A 21,414-nucleotide genomic window follows, 5' to 3' on the forward strand; every position below is an offset into this window, starting at 1 on the left:
GCGCGCCCGGAAACCGATGAGGGTGCGGACATGACGCGTATCCAGCTGCTTCTCGCCCTTGTTTCGGCCTCGGCCCTGACCGCCTGCGCCGCCACCGCCCCTGGCCCCGACCTTCGCGGCAAGGTCGCCATGGACTCCGGCTGGGGCTCCAGCCGCTCGGCCTACGGCCAGTTCCTGGCCGGGCAGGCGGCCTTGCAGAACGGGTCGAACAGCGAGGCCGCGACCTATTTCGACGAGGCGCGCCAGCTGGACGAGGATCCGGGCGTCCTGGCCGAACGCGCCTTCACCGCCGCCCTGCTGGCCGGCGACGTGCCGCGCGCCGCCGCCATCGCCCCTCGCGGAACCGACGCCAACGAACAGGTGCGCCGCCTGGGCGTTCTGACCCGGGTGGTCGAGCTGCTGGCCGACGGCAAGGGGCGCGACGCCCAGGCCCTGCTGAAGACCGAGACCCTGGGCTTTCCCCACCGTCCGGCCGCCGTGCTGCTGGCGCCCTGGCTGGCGGCCGCGGCGGGCGACAACAATGGCGCGGTGGTGCGTCCGGAACTGCAGGGCGACCGGTTCGTGCAGTATTTCGGCCAGCTGAGCCAGGCGCGGCTCTACGAGCGCGCCAAGCGCTATGACGAGGCCGAGACCGACTACAAGGCGCTGATGGCGATCGAGAACGCCCGGGGCTTGTTCGTCGAGGATTACGGCGCGTTCCTGGAGCGTCGCAAGCGCCATGCCGACGCCGTGGCGCTATACGATCAGGCTCTGGCCCGCGATCCGGACGACCAGGGCCTGCAGAAGGCCCGCGCCCGTGCGGCCGCGCGCGGTTCCGCGCCGGCCATGCCGACCGAGAAACAGGGCGCGGCCCATATGCTGGTCGCCTGCGCCGCCAGCTTCGCCAGCGAGCGCCAGAGCCAGTTCGGCCTGGCCTATCTGCGCCTGGCGTTGCGGCTGGACCCCAAGCGCGACGACGCCTGGCTGCTGGTCGGCGACCTGCTGGCCCAGGACGACGACCAGCCCGGCGCGCGCGAGGCCTACGCCAAGGTGGCGCCGACCTCGACCCGCTACGTGGCGGCCCAGTCCAAGCTAGCCTGGAGCTACCAGACGGCCGGCGAAAAGGACAAAGCCGTGGCCCTGGCTCAGCAGGCCGCCGTCGCCGCCCCCAAGGATCGCGACGCCCAGATCGCCTATGCCGACCTGTTGCGCGCAAACGAGCGGTGGGCCGAGTCGGCCGTCGCCTTGGATCCGCTGATCGCCAGCCAGGGCGACAAGCCGGACTGGCGCCTGCTCTACATGCGCGGCATCGCCCTGGAGCGGGCCGGACGCTGGAACGACGCCGAGCGCGACCTGCTGACGGCGGTCAAGCTCAGCCCGGACGAGCCGGACCTGCTGAACTATCTGGGCTATTCGTGGATCGACCGCGGGGTGCGCCTGCCCGAAGCCATCGTCATGGTCCAGAAGGCGGTCGACGCGCGCCCGCAGTCGGGGGCCATGCTCGACTCCCTGGGCTGGGGCTACTACCGCCAGGGCGACTACAAGACCGCCGTGGCCAAGCTGGAGCAGGCCGTCGAGCTGGAACCGGGCGATCCGGACGTCAACGGCCACCTGGGCGACGCCTACTGGCGCATCGGCCGGCGGGTCGAGGCGCGCTACCAGTGGCAGCGCGTGCTGAGCCTGGAGCCCGACGCCAAGCAGAAGGCCGAGGCCGAGGCCAAGTTGAAGGACGGCCTGGGCCCGAACGGTCCGGCGGCCTCGACCTCGGTGGCCAAGGCGGGCTAGGGCTCTCCAGTCTAATCTCCCTGCAAGGGTAAGCCATGCGCCTCGACGCCTTCGCCCCGGCCAAGGTCAATCTGTTCCTGCATGTCGGCGGACCCGACGCCGAGGGCTATCATCCGATCTCCAGCCTGATGCTGTTCGCCGACGTCGGCGACCGGGTCACGCTGCAGGCGGCCGACGCGCCCAGCTTCGCGACGACAGGCCGGTTCGGCGGCGAGATCCCGCCGGGCGACGACAATCTGGTCGTGCGGGCGACCCAGGCGCTTCACGCCCGGCTGGGCGGGCCGGTCCCGCCGTTTCGCCTGGTTCTCGACAAGGCCCTGCCGATCGCCGCGGGCCTGGGCGGGGGCTCCAGCGACGCCGGGGCGGCCCTGAGGCTGCTGCGCCAGGGCCTGGCGTCCGACCTGTCCGACGCGGACCTGGAAGCCGTCGCCGCGAGCCTGGGCGCGGATGGCGCGGCCTGCCTGTGGGGCGCGCCGGTGATGGCCCAGGGCCGGGGAGAGCGCCTGTCGCCCGCGCCGGCCCTGCCGGAGCTGCACGCCGTGCTGGTCAATCCGCTGGTCCCGTCGCCGACCGGCGCCGTCTATCGCGCCTATGACGCGGCCGTGGCGCCCGAGGGCGAGGCCCTGCCGCCGCTACTGGACGGGCTGGCCAGTGTCGAAGAGGTCTGCGCCTGGCTGGCGGCCTTCACCCGCAACGACCTGCAAGCCCCCGCCGTGGCGCTGGAGCTGCGGATCGGCCAAGTGCTGGACCTGCTGACCGGCGAGCCCGAGACGCTGCTGGCCCGGATGTCCGGCTCCGGCGCCACCTGCTTCGCCCTGTGCGCCGGCGATATCGAGGCCGAGGGCCTGGCCGAACGGATCGAGCGGATGCGGCCCGACTGGTGGGTCAAGCGCTGCCGGCTGGGCGGGCCGTTCGCGTGACCGTGGTCGTGCTGGGCGACGAGTGGGACCGTGCGCTAGTCGGCCGGACCGTCAGCGCCCTCAAGGCCATGGGCGCCCGCCTGGTCGACAGGTTCGGCGGCGTGGCCGGATCGCAGGAGTTGGGCGTGCAGGTCTGGGACCTGGAAGGGCAGGTCATCAGGCTGGAGACCGAAACCTATATGGGCTTTTCGATCGAAGCCCCGGATCCAGTCCTTGCCGAGGTGCAACGGCGACTGGCCTGACGTCGATAACGTTCCCGGGCCTGAAACAAAGAAAAAGGCCCGGAAGCCGAAGCTTCCGGGCCCTTCCTTTTGGACCGAACCTGACCCCAGCCTTAGCTGTGGTAGGCGCGTTCCCCGTGCTCGGAGATGTCCAGGCCTTCTTCCTCGGATTCCGGCGAGGCCTTCAGGCCGATCACCAGCTTGATCAGGAAGAACACGATCGCCGAGGCGATGGCCGACCAGATGATGGTCACGCCGACGGCCTTGACCTGGGCCATCACCTGGGTGGCCAGGCTGTAGACGGCCGTGTCGCAGGTCGAGATGTCGCCGTCCTTGGCGCAGCTGGCGTAGTCGACCACGCCGGCGCCGCCCCACTTGGGATTGACCAGCAGGCCGGTGCCGATGGCGCCGACGATGCCGCCGATGCCGTGGATGCCGAAGGCGTCCAGGCTGTCGTCGTACTTCAGCGCGTTCTTCACGACCGAGCAGAAGAAGATGCAGATCGGCGAGACGACCAGGCCGAGGATCAGCGCACCCATCGGGCCGGCGAAACCGGCGGCGGGGGTGACGGCGACCAGGCCGGCCACGATGCCCGAAGCCAGGCCCAGGGCCGACGGCTTCTTGCGGGTGATCCACTCGACGACGATCCAGGACAGGCCGGCGGCGGCGGTGGCGACGAAGGTGTTGATCATCGCCAGCGAGGCGTAGCCGTTGGCTTCCAGGTTCGAACCGGCGTTGAAGCCGAACCAGCCCACCCACAGCAGGCCGGCGCCGACCAGGGTCAGGGTCAGCGAGTGCGGAGGCATCGGCTCCTTGCCGTAGCCCTGGCGCTTGCCCAGGATGATCGCGCCGACCAGGGCGGCGATGCCGGCGTTGATGTGCACCACGGTGCCGCCGGCGAAGTCGAGGGCGCCGAAGCTCCAGCTCAGGCCAGCCTTGATCGGGTCGGCCGGGTGCAGGGCGATGGCGTCAGGACCCGGCCACCACCACACCATGTGGGCGATCGGATAGTAGGAGAGCAGGGGCCACAGGATGGCGAACACCACGGCGGCCGAGAACTTGAAGCGCTCCACCAGCGAACCGACGACCAGGGCGGCGGTGATCGCGGCGAAGGTCGATTGGAAGACGATGAAGGTCAGTTCGGGGATGACGACGCCGGTCGAGAACGTGGCGACCACGCTCGACGGGGTGACGCCGTTCAGGAACAGACGGCTGAGGCCGCCGACGAAGGTGTCCGCGCCGCCGCCGTCGGTGAAGGCGAAGCTGTAGCCCCACAGCACCCAGGCGACGATGCCGATGATGGCGACGGTCGAAACCTGCATCATCACCGACAGCATGTTCTTGGAGCGGACCAGACCGCCGTAGAACAGGGCCAGGCCCGGGATGATCATCAGCAGGACCAGCAGGGACGAGACCAGCATCCAGGCGTTGTCGCCCTTGTCCATCTTGTCGACGATGGCCGCCGGCGCGGCGGCGGGAGCCGGAGCGGCGGCGGGCGTCGCGGCGGGGGCGGGCGTGGCCGCGGCCGGGGCGGCGGCGGCCGGGGCCGCCGTGTCCTGGGCGAAGGCGACGGCGCCCAGCGGGGCCCCCGCCAAGGTCGCGGCGAGCATCAGCCCGGCCAGCGGTTTGAAGTTCAATCTCACGTTGGTATCCCCTTTTCCCCGACGGATTACAAAGCAGCCGGGCCGGTTTCGCCGGTCCGGATGCGAACGGCTTCCTCGACATTGAGGACGAAGATCTTGCCGTCGCCGATCTTGCCCGTGGCCGCCGCGGCCTTGACCGCCTCGACCGCCTTGGCCGCCGATGCGTCGTCGACCACGGCTTCCAGCTTCACCTTCGGCACGAAGTTCACCTGGTACTCGGCGCCGCGATAGATTTCGGTCTGGCCCTTCTGACGGCCGTAGCCCTTGACTTCCGACACCGTCAGACCTTCGACGCCGGCGGCGACGAGGGCCTCGCGGACCTCGTCGAGCTTGAAGGGTTTGACGATCGCTATGATCAGTTTCATCCGTCCTGCTCCGACCCGCCGACTGAGCGGGCTCCCCTTTGAATTGGCTTTAGAGCGCGTTGCTCACTCGCACCGCGACCCAGGCTCGTCGGCCCGCGTCGTTTCCCCGGCGTCTTCACGCTATCGGTCGCGCTTCCCACATGACTGTCGCGTGGTAGGGAATTGGAAACGAAAGGGACTAGGCGCCCAATATTTGCGCATCGACGACCGTGGGTGCTCGGAAAGGCGGCATTTTGCCGTTCGAACGGCAGGGTGGCCTAGCTTGTCGCCAAGCGCATACAATTACCGCTCTTGCGTTGCGATCCGGAGTTTGCGCCGCCCATGCCTTCCGTCTGGTTGAAAATCGCGCCCTGGTGCCTTTTGATTGCGTCGAACGTCTTCATGACCTTCGCCTGGTACGGTCACCTGAAGAACCGCGCGACGACAATGCTGGTCGCCATCTTCACCAGTTGGTTGATCGCCTTGCCCGAATACTTGCTGGCGGTACCGGCCAACCGCCTGGGCCACAGCGTCTACACGACCGCCCAGCTGAAGACCGGCCAGGAGGCGATCACCCTGGTCGTCTTCACGCTGTTCTCGATTTTCTACCTGGGCGAGGAGATCAGCTGGAAGACCCTGGTCGGGTTCGGCTTCATCTTCGTGGGCGTGGCGATCGTGATGTTCTTCAAGTAACGCGTTCACGACCCCGTGAGCCGCGCAACGGAGTCCAAGGCCTAGACGCTGTTGTGGCTGTATTCCTCGATAAGGATCAGCCCCATGCTTGTGCGTATCGTTACCGCCGCCGCCGCCCTGGCGCTGCTGTCCGGCGCGGCCATGGCCCAATCGACGGCCCCCCAGGCCACGCCGGAGACGGGGGCCCCGGTGAACCCGGATCCGACCGCCGCCGCGCCGGCCGACCAGACCCTGCCCGCCGACCCGTCCGCGGCCACGACGACGCCGACCGACCCGGCCACCTCAATGGCGGCCCCGACCGGCACGGCCACCGACACCGCCGGCCGCGTCTCGTCGATGCCGGCCGAGGCGCAGGCGGGCCTGAAGGCCGGCGACGCCAACGTCACCTCCAACCCGCCGGTCGCCGACACCCCGGAAAACCGCAAGCTCTACGGCGCGCCGCTGTCGCACGCCGGCAAGCGCACCGCGGCCAAGGGCAACTAAGCCGTTCCAGCGGTCCAACATTGCTTGAAGCGCCAGTCGGCGGGCCCTATGGTCCGCCGACTTTTTTCTGGCCCTGTTCGGACCCTGATGTCTTCCAAACCCAAGTCCTTCCAAGACCTGATCCTGACGCTCCACGACTATTGGAGCGCCCAGGGCTGCGTGATCCTGCAGCCGCACGACGTCGAGGTGGGGGCGGGGACCCTGCACCCGGCCACGGTGCTGCGCGCCCTGGGTCCCAAGCCCTGGAACGCGGCCTATGTTCAGCCCTCGCGCCGGCCGGGCGACGGCCGCTACGGCGAGAACCCCAACCGCCTGCAGCACTATTACCAGTACCAGGTGATCCTGAAGCCGAACCCGCCGAACATGCAGGACCTCTATCTGGGGTCGCTGGAAGCCATCGGCCTGGACCTGCGCACCCACGACATCCGCTTCGTCGAGGACGACTGGGAGAACCCCACCGTCGGGGCCTGGGGCCTGGGCTGGGAAGTCTGGTGCGACGGCATGGAGGTCAGCCAGTACACCTACTTCCAGCAGGTCGGCGGCCTGGACGTTTCGCCGGTGGCCGGCGAGCTGACCTATGGCCTGGAGCGTCTGGCCATGTACGTGTTCGGCGTCGACAACGTCTACGACCTGCCGTTCAACGATCCCGAGGCCCCGCTGGGCCACCTGACCTATGGCGACGTGTTCCTGGAGAACGAGCGCCAGCAGTCCGAGGCCAACTTCCACGGCTATGATGTCGCCGTGCTCAAGCGCCAGTTCGAGGACATGGAGCAGCAGGTGCCGCTGATGCTGGCCCGTTCCTACCAGGGCAAGTCCCTGGTGCTGCCCGCCTACGACATGGTCCTCAAGGCCAGCCACCTGTTCAACCTGATGAACGCCCGCGGCGCGATCGCCGTGGCCGAGCGCGCCAGCTACATCGGCCGCATCCGCGACCTCTGCAAGCTGTGCGCCAGCGCCTGGGTCGAACAGCAGGAAGCCGCGTAAGTAAAGTCATGCCCCAACTGCTTCTCGAACTGTTCTCCGAAGAGATCCCCGCCCGCATGCAGGCGGGCGCCGCGCGCGACCTGGAACGCATGGCGCGCGAACACCTGGCCGCGGCCGGCTTCCTGCCCGAGGCCCTGAAGACCTTCGCCGGCCCGCGCCGCCTGACCCTGGTGGTCGAGGGGCTGCCCATCGCCCAGGCCGACCGCAAGGAAGAGCTGAAGGGCCCCCGCGTCGGCGCCCCGCCTCAGGCCATGGAAGGCTTCCTACGCAAGGCGGGCCTGACCCAGGACCAGCTGGTCGAGCGCGACGGCGTCTGGATGGCGTTCCTCGACAAGAAGGGCCGCCCGACCACGCAGATCGTCGCCGAGATGGTCGAGGCGATCATCCGCGGCTTCCCGTGGCCCAAGTCGATGACCTGGGGGACCAGCAAGCTGCGCTGGGTGCGGCCGCTGAAGCGCATCCTGTGCGTTTTCGACCGCGAGGTCGTGCCGTTCACCATCGAGGGGATCGAGGCCGGCGACGTCACCGAGGGCCACCGCTTTATGCGCGTCGGCTACGGCTGGGGCGGGCAACCGTTCAAGGCGCGCGACTTCGACGAATACGCCAAGGGGCTGCTCGAGCACTTCGTGGTGCTGGATGTCGAGGAGCGCAAGGCGCGCATCCTGGAAGGCTGCAAGACCCTGTGCTTCGCGCGGAACCTGGAGCTGGTCGACGACATCGGCCTGCTGGAAGAAGTCGCGGGCTTGGCCGAATGGCCGACCCCGGTGCTGGGCGACATGGACCCGGCGTTCCTGGACCTCCCGGGCGAGGTGATCCGCACCTCGATGCGCACCCACCAGAAGTACTTCGCCGTGCGTAAGCCGGACGGGGAGGGCCTGGCCCCGCACTTCATCACCATCGCCAATGTGCAGTCGGCCGACGGCGGCGCCGTGATCGCCAGCGGCAACGCCAAGGTGCTGAGCTCGCGCCTGTCCGACGCCCGGTTCTTCTGGGACGAGGACGTCAAGGTCGGCTTCGAGCCGTGGCTAGACAAATTGGATGGTGTCACCTTCCACGCCAAACTTGGAACCATGGCTGAGCGTGTCGAGCGTATCGTTGCTCTGGCTTATGAGATTGCGCCTCTGGTCGGTGCAGATCCGAGAAAGGCCATCGAGGCTGCGCGCTTGGCGAAGGCAGATCTAGCCTCGCAGATGGTTGGCGAATTCCCTGAGCTCCAGGGTTTGATGGGTGGCTACTACGCGCGGGCCGCTGGAATGAGCGACGACATCGCCGATGCCATCCGCGATCACTACAGGCCGCAAGGCCCATCCGATGTTGTGCCCACCGCGCCGCTCAGCGTAACTGTGGCCCTTGCCGACAAGCTTGATACCCTGGTTGGCTTTTTTGCCATCGACGAGAAGCCCACGGGGTCGAAGGACCCTTATGCGCTGCGCCGAGCGGCGTTAGGCATTGTCCGTACGGTCCTCCAGAATAACCTTCGCATTTCACTATTTTCGATCGCACGAACGGCGGTGCGAGAACTCGAAATGCAGGAATTCCTTCGAGGAGTGAACAAGGACTCTCAGGCGCAGTTTGGCCTGCTGAAGGCCGGGGTTGCCCAGAGGGTCGTAGCTGCTCTTTCGGAGGAACAGCTCCAAGTTCTGATGAACAAGGTCAACGCTCGCTGGAGCGGTCTGAAGCTCGGTGAGGCGTTCGGCGCGTTCTTCGAGGACCGCCTGAAGGTTCTCCTCAAGGATCAAGGCAAGCGCCACGACCTCGTGGACGCCGTGTTCGCGCTCGGCGACGACGACTTGGTGCGCATCGTCGCCCGGGTGGAGGCTCTGGACGGGTTCCTCAAGACCGACGACGGCAAGAACCTGCTGGCCGGCTACAAGCGCGCCTCCAACATCCTCAAGGCCGAGGAGAAGAAGGGCTGGAAAGCCGAGGGCGGTCGCGAGATCCTGCCCGACGCCTCGGCCCCGGAAGTGCAACTTCACGACGCCCTGCGGATGATCGAGAAGCCCCTGGCCTCGGCCCTGGAAGCGGAAGACTTCACCGCCGCCATGCGCGAGTTGGCCGGCCTGCGCGGCCCGGTCGACGCCTTCCTGGACGGGGTGTTCGTCAATTCCGAGGTTCCGGCCGAACGCGACAACCGCCTCAAGACCCTGGCCGCCGTCCGCGACGCCATGGGCCAGGTCGCCGACTTCTCGCTGATCGGCGGGTAGGGGTTACCCCCCGACCACCCTCAGGGTGGGCCGCTCGCTGCGCACCCGGCGCAGCGGGACGTCGAAGTGGAAGGTCGAGCCGGCGCCGGGCGTGCTGTCGACGCCGATCGTCCCGCCCATCAGGGTGACCACCTCGTGGCTGATCGCCAGGCCCAGGCCCGAGCCCTCGTGGGCGCGGGTCAGGGAGCTGTCGACCTGGGAGAAGATCTTGAACAGGCGCGGGCGGTGCTCGGGCGCGATGCCGACGCCGGTGTCGCGCACCTCGAACCGCAGGCCAGTCTCGGACGGGCTCGCCTCGATCCGCACCGCGCCCTGGTGGGTGAACTTGACGGCGTTGGCGACCAGGTTGCCCAGCACCTGGCGCAGGCGGATCGGGTCGCCGATCCAGGCGCCGTCGCCGCCCGGCGCCACCGCGAAGGTCAGGGCGATCCCCTTGTTGGCCGCCGCGCCCGAGAACAGGGCGCAGGTCGACTCCACCAGCATCGTCAGGTCGAAAGGCTCGGCCCGCAGCCGGACGCCGCCGGCCTCCAGCCGCGCCATGTCCAGGATGTCGTTCAGCAGGGCCAGCAGCGCCTGGCCTGAGTGGTGGATCACGTCCAGCCGCTCGCGCTGGCGGTCCGGCAGCGGCTCGGCCTGCATGATCTGGGTCATGCCCAGCACGCCGTTCAGCGGCGTGCGGATCTCGTGGCTCATATTGGCCAGGAACTGGGTCTTGGCGGCGTTGGCGGCCTCGGCTTCCTCCTTGGCCGCGATCAGGGCGCGGCGGCCGGCGGCCAGCTTGTTCAGGGCGTCGGTGACGCGCAGGAACAGGATGAAGGCGGCGACGAACAGGGCCGCGAACACCAGGGCGATCCAGGGGGCTCCGGCCTTGAGCAGCGACATGCCCGGATCGCGCGCCGGCCAGGCGAAGCCGCCGATCGGCTGGCCGTTGATGTCGTGCAACGGCACGCTGTGGTCGCTGGACTTGCTTTCGGCGACCAGGACGAGGCCGTCGATGCCCAGGTCCTTCTGCAGGCCGCGGGTATAGGCCGTGCTGACCCGGCGGACGGTGACCGCGATCGAGGGCGGGACCGCTCGTTGTCGCGCCGCCAACGGCGCGGTCTCGGCGATCACGTCGGCGGCGACCACCAGGTAGATCTCGTCACCCGAACGCACCAGGCCCGAGTCGGTGGTGGAGCCCTCGAGGCTGAAACGCTCGGCCCGGTGCGCGGCCGTGGCCTTGGCGAGGACGCGGTTGACCAACGGCGCGGCGTCGCCCGGCAGCGCGCCCAGGGCGCTGGCCGACACCCGGGCGCCGGCCAGCGAGCCGTAGATCACTTGGCCGTCGCGGACCACGAAGGTCAGGTCATGCTGGAAATACTGGTGATAGTACTCGCCGAAATTGACGTCGGCCCAGGCCATGTCGACCGGCGGGCCCATGGCCTTGGCGGCGTCGTCCCAGACCGTCGCCGAGGTCAGCTCGCGGGCCATGCGCTGCAGGTCGCGCTGCACCGTGCGCTGGACCAGCTCACGCTCGTCCTGGCTCTCCAGGCGGTCCAGCGACTGGGCCGCGAACAGCATCAGGGCGATGCTGCCCAGCACCGAGACGGCGACCAGGACGATGGTCGCGCCGACGATCCAATGCAGGGATCTCACGCCGCGCGTCACGGAGGAGGGGTTGAGCCACGTCATGTCACCCTGCTAGCGCATTCCTGGCGGCGTCGGAGGCCAGCGCGGCTTTTGGCCGCAGCGACGCTTCAGCTCGCCCGGCGCAGTTCGGGACGCGCGTCGCCGCCGATCCGGAAGCGGCCGACCAGCGAGACCAGCTGGGCCGTCTCGCCCTTCAGGGAATAGGTGGCGGCGGTGGCCTGCTCGACCATGGCCGCGTTCTGCTGCACCACCTGGTCCATGTGATTGACGGCGGTGTTGACCTCGGCCAGGCCCGAGGCCTGCTCCTGGCTGGACGAGGAGATCTGGCGGACCAGATCGTCGATGACGGCGACGCGGCCGACGATCCGGGCCAGGGCCTCCCCCGTCTGGCCGACCAGGGTCACGCCGGCGTCGACCTGCTGCGACGAGGTCGAGATCAGCGTCTTGATCTCCTTGGCCGCCTCGGCTGAACGCTGGGCCAGGGCCCGGACTTCCTGGGCCACGACCGCGAAGCCGCGGCCGGCGTCGCCGGCCCGGGCCGCCTCTACGCCGGCGTTCAGGGCCAGCAGGTTGGTCTGGAAGGCGATCTCGTCGATCACCCCGATGATCTGGGTGATCTGGCGCGAGGAGTCCTCGATGGCGTCCATGGCCGCGACGGCCTGGTCGACGACCTGGCCCGAGCGCTCGGCGTCGGTGCGGGCCGAGGCGACCTCGGTGGTGGCGCGGCCGGCGCCGTCGGCGGTCTGGCGAACGGTGGCGGCGATCTCGTCCAGGGCGGCGGCGGTCTCTTCCAGGCTGGCCGCTTGCTGCTCGGTGCGACGCGACAGGTCGTTGGAGGCCTGGGCGATCTCCTCGGTGCCCGAGCCGATCTGCGAGGCGACGTCGGAGATCGTGCGGATCGCGTGCTCCAGCCCCGCGGCGGCGGCGTTGAAGTCGTTCTTCAGGGCGGCGTAGTCGCTGGCCACCTGGACGGCGATGCGGGCCGACAGGTCGCCGCCGGCCAGGCTGGCCAGGCCCTTGGCCATCACGTCGACGACGGCCTTCTGCTCGCGGCCGGCGGCTTCGAACGCGGCCTCCATGTCGCGCAGCTTGCGGTCCAGCTCCTGCTGGAACCCGGCCGCCTCCGCCTCGAGACGGGCGCGTTCGATGCCGGACTGGCGGAACACCTCGACGCTCTTGGCCATCTCGCCGATCTCGTCCGCGCGCCCCGCGCCCGAGACGGTGATGTCCGTCTGGCCGGCCGCCAGCCGACGCATGTCGCCGGCCAGGTTCAGCACCGGCCGCACGATGGCGGCGCGCGACATCGCGATCAGAATGCCGGCGAAGACGACGCCCGCCAGCACCGCGACGCTCATCAGGATTTCGGAGAACAGGGCCACGCTCTTGGCGCGGGCCGCGGCGGTGGTCGAAGCGGCCTCGATCTTGTCGGACGCCGCGCTCATCGCGTCTTCCAGCGTCGTGAACTGCTTGGTGAAGCCGGGCATGGCGGCGACGGCCTGGACGTGGTCGGTCGCGCCCAGTTCGATCATCTGGCTGGCGGACTTGATGTAGGTGTCCAGCGGCGCCTTGAGCTCGGCCAGGGCGGCCCGGCTGGCGGGGTCGGTGGCCAGGGCGTCGTTGGCGGTGATCGCCTCGCGGAAATTGGCGACGTGAGCGGTCAGGTCCTTGCGGACGTCCTGGATGGCGACTCCCGAACCAGCGTCGCCGGCCAGCTGGCTGGACAGGACGTCGGCGCGCAGGGCGTCGTGCATCATGTCGGCTTCCAGATGGTTGCGCAGGACACTGGCCGAGACCTGGGCGTCCTTGAGGGCGTCGTCGAGGCGGGTCGTCGACCACAGGCCCGCGCCGGCGCTGGCCGTGCACAGCAGCATGACGGCCGCGCCCGCGCCCATCACCTTGTGGTTGATCGTCCGAAGCATTCCCGAGCCCTTGTGCCGTCTGGATTCGCACACTGTCCGGTATTGAGGTTAACGACGTCTTTGTCCTGCGTGTTCGAATGGCGGGAGCGTCGAGATGAGGCAAAAGGCCGCGCCCCGAGGACTTTAAGAAGTGCTTCAAGGGCGGCCGGTACTTGTCCCTGTATTGACGGGGCGGGACCCATGATTGGTTTTAAATCTATCTGTTCATGCGCGGCGTTCGCAATTGGCGTAGCCGCCGGATCGGCTGCCTCGGCGCGAGAGCAGGGCGCCTGGACCCACGAAATCACCTATACGGCCGACGTCGCAGGGACGGTGCGCGGCGGGACGGCCCATGCCGGCCGCGCCCTGGACAATCTTGACGTCATCGTCGACGGCGACCTGGAGACGCTGGTCGGCTGGCGTGGGGCCACGGTGCACGGCTACCTGCTCAACAACAGCGGCGGCATGCCCAACGACTTGGCCGGCACGCTGCAGGGCGTCGACAACATCGAGGTCGGACGGCCTCGGGCCCGGCTCTATGAACTGTGGCTGCAGACGCGTTTCGCCGGCCAGCGCGGCTCGGCCCTCGCCGGGCTCTACGACCTCAACAGCGAATTCTACGCCACCGAAGCCTCGGGCCTGCTGCTGGCTCCGCCGTTCGGCATAGGCTCGGAGTTCGCCTCCACCGGCCCGAACGGCCCGTCGATCTTTCCGTCCACCGCCCTGGCGGTCCGCGTGAAGGTCGAGGGCGGCAAGGGGCGCTATGTCCAGGCCGCCGCGCTCAACGCCCATGCCGGCACGCTGGGGGATCCGGAGGGGCCGTCGACGGCGTTCGACAACGGGGCCCTGGTGATCGCCGAGGCCGGGGTGGGCGACCGCTGGCGCCTGGCGGCGGGCGGCTGGTTCTACACCGAGCGCCAGCCGGACCTGCGGACCCTGGACGCCAGCGGCGAGCCCGCCCTCAGCAAGGCCCGCGGCGGCTACCTGCTGGCCGAGTATCCGTTCGTGGACGGCGGCGAGACGGGGCGGTCGGTGCGCGGCTTCGCCCGGCTGGGGTTTTCTGACGGCGACACCACGCCGTTCAGCTCGGGCTGGCAGGCGGGCGTGCTGGTGGAGCGGGTCTTCGCCTCGCGTCCCGACAGCGCGTTCTCGATCGGGGCGGAGCAGGGACGCCTGTCGTCCAAGCAGCGCGCCAACACCCTCGACGCGGGCCTGGCGCCCGCCCGGGCCGAATCCAGCGTCGAGGTCACCTATTCGGACAAGCTGGCGCCACGCGTCGCCCTGCAGCCCGACCTGCAGGTGATCCGCCGCGCCGGCGGCGTCGAGGACGCTCGGACGGTGGTGGTGATGGCGCTGCGGATGACCATCGACCTGTTCTAGAATGGCCGCCAACCTAGCTTCAGCATGGCGAGATGCGACGGGCGCCACCGGTCCCAAGACTCGGGCCGGTGTTCGCCCTTGTGATGTATCGCGCAAATCTCGATCAGGACAACGTTGTCATTGGAAGAATTTGCCGAATTTTCGCTTTAGACTGCGAACCGAAAACCGTCGGTGGACGGCTTCTTTGACAAGGTGCTACTGAACGCCCGGATATTGCAGTGCGGGATGGGCGTTGAGCTTCGTTGTCCCAGGCCAGGACGGTTCCACCAGAGAACCGCAGGCTTTTCACTATCGCAGGGTGAACAAGAAATGCCGGTTGATACGCTGACCAAGACGCAGTGGGTCTATTCGTTCGGGGGAGGCGGCGCCGACGGCGACGCCAAGATGAAGAACCTGCTGGGCGGCAAGGGCGCCAATCTCGCCGAGATGTCGTCCCTGGGCCTGCCGGTGCCGCCGGGCTTCACCGTGACCACCGAAGCCTGCGTCCACTACTACGCCAACGGCAAGCAGTACCCCGCCGAGCTGGGTCAGCAGGTGGCGGACGGCCTGGCCGTCGTGGAGAAACTCACGGGCAAGAGCTTCGGCGACGTGAAGAACCCGCTGCTGGTCTCGGTGCGCTCGGGCGCCCGGGCCTCGATGCCGGGCATGATGGACACCGTCCTGAACCTGGGCCTCAACGACGAGACCGTCGAGGGCCTGGCCCAACTGTCGGGCGATCGCCGCTTCGCCTATGACAGCTACCGCCGCTTCATCCAGATGTACTCGAACGTCGTGCTCGACCTGGAGCACCACATGTTCGAGGAGATCCTCGACGACCACAAGGACCGGCTGGACGTCACCGTCGACACGGCCCTGACCGCCGACGACTGGGCCGCGGTGATCAAGGACTACAAGGCCGCCGTGCGCGAAGCGCTGGGCAAGCCCTTCCCGCAGGACGCCCAGGAGCAGCTGTGGGGCGCGATCGGCGCGGTGTTCGCCAGCTGGATGAACGACCGGGCCAAGTTCTATCGCCGCATGCACGACATTCCAGAGGCCTGGGGCACCGCCGTCAACATCCAGTCGATGGTGTTCGGCAACATGGGCGAGACCTCGGCCACGGGCGTAGCCTTCACCCGCAACCCGTCGACCGGCGACGGGCGGCTGTACGGCGAGTTCCTGATCAACGCCCAGGGCGAGGACGTGGTGGCGGGCATCCGCACGCCGCAGTCCCTGACCAAGGCCTCCCGCGAGGAGATGGGCGACACCGCGCCCTCGATGGAAGAGGCGATGCCCGAGGTGTTCCAGCAGTTCAAGACCGTGGTCGAGACGCTGGAGCGCCATTACCGCGACATGCAGGACATCGAGTTCACGGTCGAGCAGGGCAAGCTCTACATGCTGCAGACCCGCAGCGGTAAGCGCACGGCCAAGGCCGCCCTGAAGATCGCCGTCGACATGGCCGCCGAGGGGGTGATCTCGCGCGACGAGGCCATCGGCCGGGTCGAGCCGGCCTCGCTGGACCAACTGCTGCACCCGACCATCGACCCGACCGCCCATCGCGAGCTGATCGCCAAGGGCCTGCCGGCCTCGCCCGGCGCGGCCACCGGCAAGATCGTCTTCGACAGCGACGCCGCCGAAAAGGCGGCCGCGGCCGGCGAGGCCGTGATCCTGGTGCGTGAGGAGACCTCGCCCGAGGACATCCACGGCATGCACGCCGCGCGCGGCATCATCACCGCCCGCGGCGGCATGACCAGCCACGCCGCCGTCGTGGCGCGCGGCATGGGCCGGGCCTGCGTCAGCGGCGCGGGCGACGTGGCCATCTTCCCCAAGGAAGGCCTGTTCCGGGTGCGCGGTCGCGAGTTCAAGGCCGGCGAGACCATCACCATCGACGGCTCGACCGGCGAGATCCTGGCCGGTTCGCCCAAGATGATCGAGCCCGAGCTGACCGGCGACTTCGCCACCCTGATGGAGTGGGCCGACGCGGCGCGCCGCATGAAGGTCCGGGCCAACGCCGAGACCCCGCTGGACGCCAAGACCGCCCGCCAGTTCGGCGCCGAGGGTATCGGCCTGTGCCGCACCGAGCACATGTTCTTCGACGACACCCGGATCGCCGCCGTGCGCGAGATGATCCTGGCCGACGACGAAGCCGGCCGCCGGGCCGCCCTGGCCAAGATCGCGCCGTTCCAGAAGGCCGACTTCGTCGAGCTGTTCACAATCATGGAAGGCCTGCCGGTCACCATCCGCCTGCTCGACCCGCCGCTGCACGAGTTCCTGCCGCATACGGAGGAAGACGTGGCGGCCGTCGCCGAGGCCACGGGCCTGGACGCCGAAAAGCTGATGCGCCGGGCCAAGGAGCTGCACGAGACCAACCCGATGCTGGGCCACCGCGGCTGCCGCCTGGGCGTGTCCTATCCCGAGATCTACGAGATGCAGGTGCGGGCGATCATCGAGGCCGCCTGCGAGATCGCCAAGTCGGGCAAGGCCGCGCCCGTGCCGGAGATCATGCACCCGCTGGTCACCAAGGGCGAGGAGATGAAGTATCTGCGCGACCTGACCGACCGCACCGCCAAGGCGGTGCTGGAAGAGCAGGGCGTGGATCTTCAGTACACGGTCGGCACCATGGTCGAGCTGCCGCGCGCCGCCCTGCGGGCCGGCGACCTGGCCGCCAACGCCGCGTTCTTCAGCTTCGGCACCAACGACCTGACCCAGACGACCTTCGGCATCAGCCGCGACGACGCCGGCAAGTTCCTGGGCGCCTATATCGACAAGGGCATCTTCGACAAGGACCCGTTCGTGTCGCTGGATCAGGAGGGCGTGGGCGACCTGATCCGCATCGCCGCCGAGCGCGGCCGTGCGGCCCGTCCGGACGTCAAGCTGGGCATCTGCGGCGAGCATGGCGGCGACCCCGCCTCGATCACGTTCTGCGAAAGCGTCGGCCTGGACTACGTGTCCTGCTCGCCCTACCGCGTGCCGATCGCGCGGCTGGCCGCGGCCCAGGCGGCGCTGGCCAACAAAGGCTGATCTTCCAAAGGGGCTCGTTCGCGAGCCCCTTTTTCGGTCCGCCAACCTCTCTTTTCCACTCATCCCGGCGGAAACCGGGACCCAAGCGGCCTTGGCCGCTTGAGCGCCGCACGCTACTCCAGACTCGGCTTGGGTCCCACGTTCGCCGGGATGAGCGGAGGATAGAATGAAGCGGATCATGATCGTGAGCACGCTGCTGGCCGCGACGCCGGCTTTCGCTCAGACCGCCGGCCCCGCCCTCGACCTGCCGTTGTCCATCGACCTGGCCCGCGCGGCGGTCGACGCCTGCGCGGCCAAGGGCGCGGCGGTTAGCGCCAGCGTGGTCGACGACAAGGGCAATCCGCTGGTCGTGCTGCGCGCCCCCGCCAGTCCCAAGCCCCCGGTCGCCGCCCCGCGCAAGGCCGCCACCGCCGTCCAGTTCGACGCGCCGGGCAGCGCGATGGAGCCCCGCGAGAAGGACGACCCGGCCTTCGCCGCCCTGATCAAGGCCGAGCCGGACCGGCTGAACCCGCACGGCGGCTCGCTGCCCCTGCACAGGGGCGGCCGGCTGGTGGGCGGCCTGGCCGTGGCTGACACCTCGCATGAGACGGCCGACGCCTGCGCCCGCGAGGCCCTGGCCAGGTTCGCCGGCCAGGTGAACTGAGCCTTGGGCCTGGTGAAGGACATGTGGCGCGTCGGCCTGGTCCGCGCGCCGATGGCGGACCTGCTGAAGCCCGGCGCCCTGGCCGAGCATCCGGTGTCCTGGATCCCCGATCCCGGCCCTCTGTGCTTCCTGGCCGACCCGATGGGCGTCTGGCGCGACGACCGGCTCCATGTCTTCGCCGAGATCTACGACTATCGCGACCGGCTGGGCGCCATCGAGGTGCTGACCTTCGACACCGACCTGAACCTGCTGGGCCGCCAGCCCGCGCTCAAGGAGCCCTGGCACCTGTCGTACCCCTTCATCCTCGAGGCGGACGGCGAGACCTACATGCTGCCCGAGGCGCACAAGTCGGGGCGGCTGACCCTGTATCGCGCCGTGGACTTCCCGACGAGGTGGGAGCCGGTCCAGGCGATCGAGCTTGACCAGGTGGCCATCGACGCCACCCCGGTGCTCCACGACGGCCTGTGGTGGCTGTTCTACACCCCGGCCACGACCCGCGCCGAGAAGGTCAGCGCCCTGCACGTGGCCTGGGCCGAAACGATCACCGGCCCCTGGACGCCGCACGCCGGCAATCCCGTGCGCTTCGATCCCTCCAGCTCACGGCCGGGCGGCACGCCGGTCGTGGTCGACGGAGCGATCGTGCTGCCGATGCAGGACTGCCGCCAGACCTATGGCGGCGCCATCCGCCCGCTGCGGGTCACCACCCTGACGCCGGACCGCTTCGAGGCGGAGGCCGACGAACCGATCCTGCCGCCGTCCAGTTTCGGCCGCCTGACCGACGGGTTTCACACCCTGTCGGCCGCCGGCCCGGTCACGCTGATCGACGCCAAGCGCTTCGAAGTCTCGCCGCGCTCGCTGGCGCTGGACGTCCGGCGAGAATGGAAAAAGCGCGTCCCGGGAAGGGCGCGAACCGCTTGATCGCGGCCGGACTGGCTCGCTTGGCGACCACGGCGTCGAACACCTGCAGATAGGCCTCGGCGATCGGCCCGATTCGATAGCCGGCCACCGATCGGGCCAGGACCGCCGGATCGGGGGCCGGGGCGCTCAGCACCTGGCGCAGGCCTTCGGCCAGGCCGTCGACATCGCCGATCGCGGCGACGCGGCCGGCGTCGCTGTGGCCCAGCAGCTCTCGGGCGGCTGGGGTGCAGTCAGTGCTCACCACCGGACGGCCCGCGCCCAGGGCCTCGACGATCACCGCCGCATAGCCCTCGTACCAGGAGGTCAGCAGGAAGGCGCGGCCCGCCTCCAGCCACGGCCGGATGTCGGGGACATAGCCGGGTAGGCTGACCCGCTCGGCTACCCCCAGTTCGATGGCGAGGGTCTCCAACTCGGTCCGCCGTTCGCCTTCCCCGACGATCGCCAGCCGGGCGTCGGGATCGTCGAGCCTGGCGAAGGCCCGCAGGGCGACATCGAAACCCTTTTCCGCCACCAGCCGTCCGGCCGCCAGGATGAGCTTGCCTTCGGGCGGTGGGGTGAAGGCGTGGTCGTCGTCGAGGGCGGGCAGGGCGATGCGCTGAGTGATGCGCCGCCCCAGCACGTGGTTGGCGTCCTCGGTCATGCTGTCCGACAGCGAGATGGCCTGGTCAACGCCGGCAAACTGTCGGCGGGTTCGCAGATTGTAGGGGATCTGGGCCAGGGCGCCGCGCCCATGGCGATAGAGGGGCGTGCCGATCTGGGCGACCACGCCCGGCCGCTGGTCGGCCGGCAGGGCGTCGATGGCGGGCAGGATCGGCCAGTGATAGTTGCCGGGCGCGAACAGGATGTCGGGTCGGCTCCGGGCGACATAGGCGGCCGCGGCCCGCCCGAGGGCCTTGCGCGAGCCGGGGCCGCGCGGAAGGGGCGGATCAGCCTCGACCACCTGGACCTCGGCGTCGATCAACTGGGCCAGCGGGCCCTCGCGAGATCCGCAGAACAGGGTGACCTTGCGGCCCAGCGCCGCCCAGCGGTTAGCCAGCCGCACCGCGATCCGTTCCGACCCGCCCAACGGCAGGTCATGCAGCACGATGACAATCGTGCGCGCTCCGTCGCCCATTCCTGCCGTTCCCCGACTCGACGTGATGGCGCGTCGGGCGCGGCGAACCGCGGGCCTGCAAGCTCCACTATGAAAGAGACGCCGCCGGGCGGGGGGAACCGGAAAGGATTCCTGCGGCGGCCGCCTACTTCGCCACGCCGTCGCCGGCCGCCGTCAGGCGGGAAGCCTGGCCTTTTCACTCCACAGGTCCAGGTCGGGCTCGCGGCCGATCAGGGCCAGGCCCGAGGCGATGGATTCGAACTCGCCGCCGCTCTCGATCTTCGCCGTCCCGAACCGGCGCAGGAAGATCTGGCGCACGGCCGGCACGAACGAACTGCCGCCGGTCAGGAAGACCCGGTCGACGCCGTTCGGCCCCAGGCCCGAGCGCTCCAGCGCCTGGTCGACCGCCGTCTCGATGGCTTTCAGCTCCGGGGCGATCCAGCCCTCGAAATCGGTGCGCCGGACGGTCTTCTCGATCAGCACCGAGCCGGCTTCGAAGCGGAACGTCGCCTCATCCTGGCTCGACAGCGCCTCCTTCAGGGCCGAAACCGCGCGGTAGAGGGCGTAGCCGTGATTGTCGTCCAGCACCTCGATCAGCCGGGCGATCTTCTCGGGCTCCATGGCGGTGCGCTCCAGGGCCCGGATGTCGCGCATGTCCTTGGAGGCGCGCAGCAGGGCCAGCTGGTCCCAGCGGGCGAAGGCGGTGTAGTAGCGCTGGGGGATCGGCAGGCGGTTGTCGAACGCCTTGTAGAGGCTGCCCTTGCCCAGTTCGGGCGACACCAGCTGGTCGATGATCCGGTAGTCGAAGGCGTCGCCGGCCACGCCGACGCCTGACCGGGCCAGGGCGGTGGAGCGCAGCTTCCCGGCGTCCCGCTCGAAGCGCACGATTGAGAAGTCGCTGGTGCCGCCGCCGAAGTCGGCGACCAGCACCGTCGCGTCCTGCCGCAGCTGGCGGGCGAAGAAGAACGCCGCCCCGACCGGCTCGTAGGCGTAGCGGACGTCGGTGAAGCCCAGGCGCCGGAAGCCGGCCTCGTAGCGGGTCAGGGCCAGGGTCTCATCGGGATTGCCGCCGGCGAAGGTCACCGGCCGTCCGACGATCACCCGCGGCGGCAAGGTCTCCATGGCGGGCCCGCCGTGGGCCTTCAGCTTCAGCAGGAAGTCGGCCAGCAGGTCCTCGAACAGGTAGCGCTTGTTGAGGATCTTGGTCTCGGTGAAGGCGGCGCTGGCGGCGAAGGTCTTGAACGACTGGATGAAGCGGGTCTCCAGCGGGTCCTCGACATAGGCCTCGATCGCCCAGGGACCGGCCTCCGTCACCAGCTCGTTGGGCCGGCCGTTGGCCCCCATGACCGCGTGGAAGCTCAGGGCCGAGCGGAAGGCGAAGATCTCGCCGCCCGTCGTCGGGAACCTGACCAGCGTGGCCGGGCCGTCGCCATGGGTCATCGAGACCACGGTGTTGGTCGTGCCGAAATCGATTCCGATCGTCGTTTGCGGAACGGACGTCATGGGGGAGCCTGGGCGGGAGGAGGGCAGGGTTCCTAACGCCCCAGGCGCTGGCGTCAAGCGGAGTGGTCGCTTTGCGACGAAGAGCTCTTGGCGGCGC

The 21,414-nt window shown here is 69.3% G+C and carries 17 protein-coding genes; 11 read left to right on the top strand and 6 right to left on the bottom strand.

All coding sequences use genetic code 11. The annotated features are described in order from the left end of the window. Positions 1 to 30 precede the first annotated feature (30 nt). The 3 genes from ASD47_RS00125 to ASD47_RS00135 are packed head-to-tail and all read left to right on the top strand — an operon-like array spanning position 31 to position 2,926. On the top strand, positions 31 to 1,764 hold the full coding sequence (locus ASD47_RS00125) for a tetratricopeptide repeat protein (protein ID WP_056749920.1): 1,734 nt from the start codon (positions 31 to 33) through the stop codon (positions 1,762 to 1,764). Between the two features lie 35 nt (positions 1,765 to 1,799). Next, entirely contained in the window at positions 1,800 to 2,684 is an 885-nt protein-coding gene (locus tag ASD47_RS00130; RefSeq protein WP_056749927.1) for a 4-(cytidine 5'-diphospho)-2-C-methyl-D-erythritol kinase, read from the top strand. After that, the gene (locus ASD47_RS00135; RefSeq protein ID WP_056749929.1) at positions 2,681 to 2,926 is read left to right on the top strand and encodes a hypothetical protein; all 246 of its coding nucleotides are present in this window, start codon (positions 2,681 to 2,683) and stop codon (positions 2,924 to 2,926) included. Before ASD47_RS00130 ends, ASD47_RS00135 begins: the two co-directional genes overlap by 4 nt. Before the next feature lie 92 nt (positions 2,927 to 3,018). Here the strand turns inward: ASD47_RS00135 and ASD47_RS00140 are convergent, their stop codons facing one another. Together ASD47_RS00140 and ASD47_RS00145 are read right to left on the bottom strand one after the other, a co-directional pair. Beyond that, a complete protein-coding gene (locus ASD47_RS00140; protein ID WP_056749930.1) occupies positions 3,019 to 4,548 on the bottom strand; it encodes an ammonium transporter in 1,530 nt (509 codons plus the stop codon). A gap of 26 nt (positions 4,549 to 4,574) precedes the next feature. After that, on the bottom strand, positions 4,575 to 4,913 hold the full coding sequence (locus ASD47_RS00145) for a P-II family nitrogen regulator (RefSeq protein WP_007665036.1): 339 nt from the start codon (positions 4,911 to 4,913) through the stop codon (positions 4,575 to 4,577). A 321-nt stretch (positions 4,914 to 5,234) separates the two neighbouring features. Between ASD47_RS00145 and ASD47_RS00150 the strand changes: the two genes are divergently transcribed. The 4 genes from ASD47_RS00150 (at position 5,235) to glyS (ending at position 9,256) form a co-directional block, all read left to right on the top strand. Beyond that, positions 5,235 to 5,585, top strand: coding sequence for a DMT family protein (locus tag ASD47_RS00150; protein ID WP_056749931.1), 351 nt, complete (start codon positions 5,235 to 5,237; stop codon positions 5,583 to 5,585). 84 nt (positions 5,586 to 5,669) lie between these two features. After that, positions 5,670 to 6,068 carry a hypothetical protein gene (locus ASD47_RS00155; RefSeq protein WP_056749933.1) on the top strand — a complete coding sequence of 133 codons (399 nt, stop codon included), beginning with the start codon at positions 5,670 to 5,672 and terminating at the stop codon, positions 6,066 to 6,068. An 84-nt stretch (positions 6,069 to 6,152) separates the two neighbouring features. Beyond that, complete coding sequence (locus ASD47_RS00160; RefSeq protein WP_156402083.1) at positions 6,153 to 7,052, top strand: glycine--tRNA ligase subunit alpha; 900 nt, start codon at positions 6,153 to 6,155, stop codon at positions 7,050 to 7,052. Positions 7,053 to 7,060: 8 nt separating this feature from the next. After that, positions 7,061 to 9,256: a glycine--tRNA ligase subunit beta gene (glyS, locus tag ASD47_RS00165; RefSeq protein WP_056749951.1), complete on the top strand. Its 2,196-nt coding sequence runs from the start codon at positions 7,061 to 7,063 to the stop codon at positions 9,254 to 9,256. Between the two features lie 3 nt (positions 9,257 to 9,259). Here the strand turns inward: glyS and ASD47_RS00170 are convergent, their stop codons facing one another. Further along, positions 9,260 to 10,891 carry an ATP-binding protein gene (locus ASD47_RS00170; protein ID WP_235525699.1) on the bottom strand — a complete coding sequence of 544 codons (1,632 nt, stop codon included), beginning with the start codon at positions 10,889 to 10,891 and terminating at the stop codon, positions 9,260 to 9,262. A 101-nt stretch (positions 10,892 to 10,992) separates the two neighbouring features. After that, entirely contained in the window at positions 10,993 to 12,804 is a 1,812-nt protein-coding gene (locus tag ASD47_RS00175; protein WP_056749953.1) for a methyl-accepting chemotaxis protein, read from the bottom strand. Between the two features lie 180 nt (positions 12,805 to 12,984). Here ASD47_RS00175 and ASD47_RS00180 point away from each other — a divergent pair, with 180 nt between their 5' ends. The 4 genes from ASD47_RS00180 (at position 12,985) to ASD47_RS00195 (ending at position 18,721) form a co-directional block, all read left to right on the top strand. Then, positions 12,985 to 14,163, top strand: coding sequence for a carbohydrate porin (locus tag ASD47_RS00180; RefSeq protein ID WP_056749954.1), 1,179 nt, complete (start codon positions 12,985 to 12,987; stop codon positions 14,161 to 14,163). Between the two features lie 309 nt (positions 14,164 to 14,472). Further along, complete coding sequence (ppdK, locus tag ASD47_RS00185) at positions 14,473 to 17,160, top strand: pyruvate, phosphate dikinase (protein ID WP_056749955.1); 2,688 nt, start codon at positions 14,473 to 14,475, stop codon at positions 17,158 to 17,160. A gap of 166 nt (positions 17,161 to 17,326) precedes the next feature. Continuing rightward, positions 17,327 to 17,803 carry a heme-binding protein gene (locus tag ASD47_RS00190; protein WP_056749956.1) on the top strand — a complete coding sequence of 159 codons (477 nt, stop codon included), beginning with the start codon at positions 17,327 to 17,329 and terminating at the stop codon, positions 17,801 to 17,803. A 12-nt stretch (positions 17,804 to 17,815) separates the two neighbouring features. Further along, complete coding sequence (locus tag ASD47_RS00195; protein WP_369800249.1) at positions 17,816 to 18,721, top strand: hypothetical protein; 906 nt, start codon at positions 17,816 to 17,818, stop codon at positions 18,719 to 18,721. On the opposite strand, the gene ASD47_RS00200 is transcribed toward ASD47_RS00195, so the two are convergent. Together ASD47_RS00200 and ASD47_RS00205 are read right to left on the bottom strand one after the other, a co-directional pair. Beyond that, positions 18,615 to 19,835 carry a glycosyltransferase gene (locus tag ASD47_RS00200; RefSeq protein WP_056749963.1) on the bottom strand — a complete coding sequence of 407 codons (1,221 nt, stop codon included), beginning with the start codon at positions 19,833 to 19,835 and terminating at the stop codon, positions 18,615 to 18,617. The two genes, ASD47_RS00195 and ASD47_RS00200, sit on opposite strands and share 107 nt — an antisense overlap. A gap of 153 nt (positions 19,836 to 19,988) precedes the next feature. Beyond that, positions 19,989 to 21,317, bottom strand: coding sequence for an Hsp70 family protein (locus ASD47_RS00205; protein ID WP_056749965.1), 1,329 nt, complete (start codon positions 21,315 to 21,317; stop codon positions 19,989 to 19,991). Positions 21,318 to 21,414 lie beyond the last annotated feature (97 nt).

The organism is Caulobacter sp. Root1472, assembly GCF_001426985.1.
GTDB classification, from domain to species: Bacteria; Pseudomonadota; Alphaproteobacteria; order Caulobacterales; family Caulobacteraceae; genus Caulobacter; species Caulobacter rhizosphaerae.

What these genes read in the sequence shown, in the direction of transcription:
- ASD47_RS00200 (WP_056749963.1), bottom strand. Translation starts at nt 19,835, where the DNA reads ATGGGCGACGGAGCGCGCACGATTGTCATCGTGCTGCATGACCTGCCG.
- ASD47_RS00130 (WP_056749927.1), top strand. Translation starts at nt 1,800, where the DNA reads ATGCGCCTCGACGCCTTCGCCCCGGCCAAGGTCAATCTGTTCCTGCAT.
- ASD47_RS00205 (WP_056749965.1), bottom strand. Translation starts at nt 21,317, where the DNA reads ATGACGTCCGTTCCGCAAACGACGATCGGAATCGATTTCGGCACGACC.
- ASD47_RS00150 (WP_056749931.1), top strand. Translation starts at nt 5,235, where the DNA reads ATGCCTTCCGTCTGGTTGAAAATCGCGCCCTGGTGCCTTTTGATTGCG.
- ASD47_RS00125 (WP_056749920.1), top strand. Translation starts at nt 31, where the DNA reads ATGACGCGTATCCAGCTGCTTCTCGCCCTTGTTTCGGCCTCGGCCCTG.
- ASD47_RS00145 (WP_007665036.1), bottom strand. Translation starts at nt 4,913, where the DNA reads ATGAAACTGATCATAGCGATCGTCAAACCCTTCAAGCTCGACGAGGTC.
- ASD47_RS00190 (WP_056749956.1), top strand. Translation starts at nt 17,327, where the DNA reads ATGAAGCGGATCATGATCGTGAGCACGCTGCTGGCCGCGACGCCGGCT.
- ASD47_RS00180 (WP_056749954.1), top strand. Translation starts at nt 12,985, where the DNA reads ATGATTGGTTTTAAATCTATCTGTTCATGCGCGGCGTTCGCAATTGGC.
- ASD47_RS00175 (WP_056749953.1), bottom strand. Translation starts at nt 12,804, where the DNA reads ATGCTTCGGACGATCAACCACAAGGTGATGGGCGCGGGCGCGGCCGTC.
- ppdK (WP_056749955.1), top strand. Translation starts at nt 14,473, where the DNA reads ATGCCGGTTGATACGCTGACCAAGACGCAGTGGGTCTATTCGTTCGGG.
- ASD47_RS00155 (WP_056749933.1), top strand. Translation starts at nt 5,670, where the DNA reads ATGCTTGTGCGTATCGTTACCGCCGCCGCCGCCCTGGCGCTGCTGTCC.
- glyS (WP_056749951.1), top strand. Translation starts at nt 7,061, where the DNA reads ATGCCCCAACTGCTTCTCGAACTGTTCTCCGAAGAGATCCCCGCCCGC.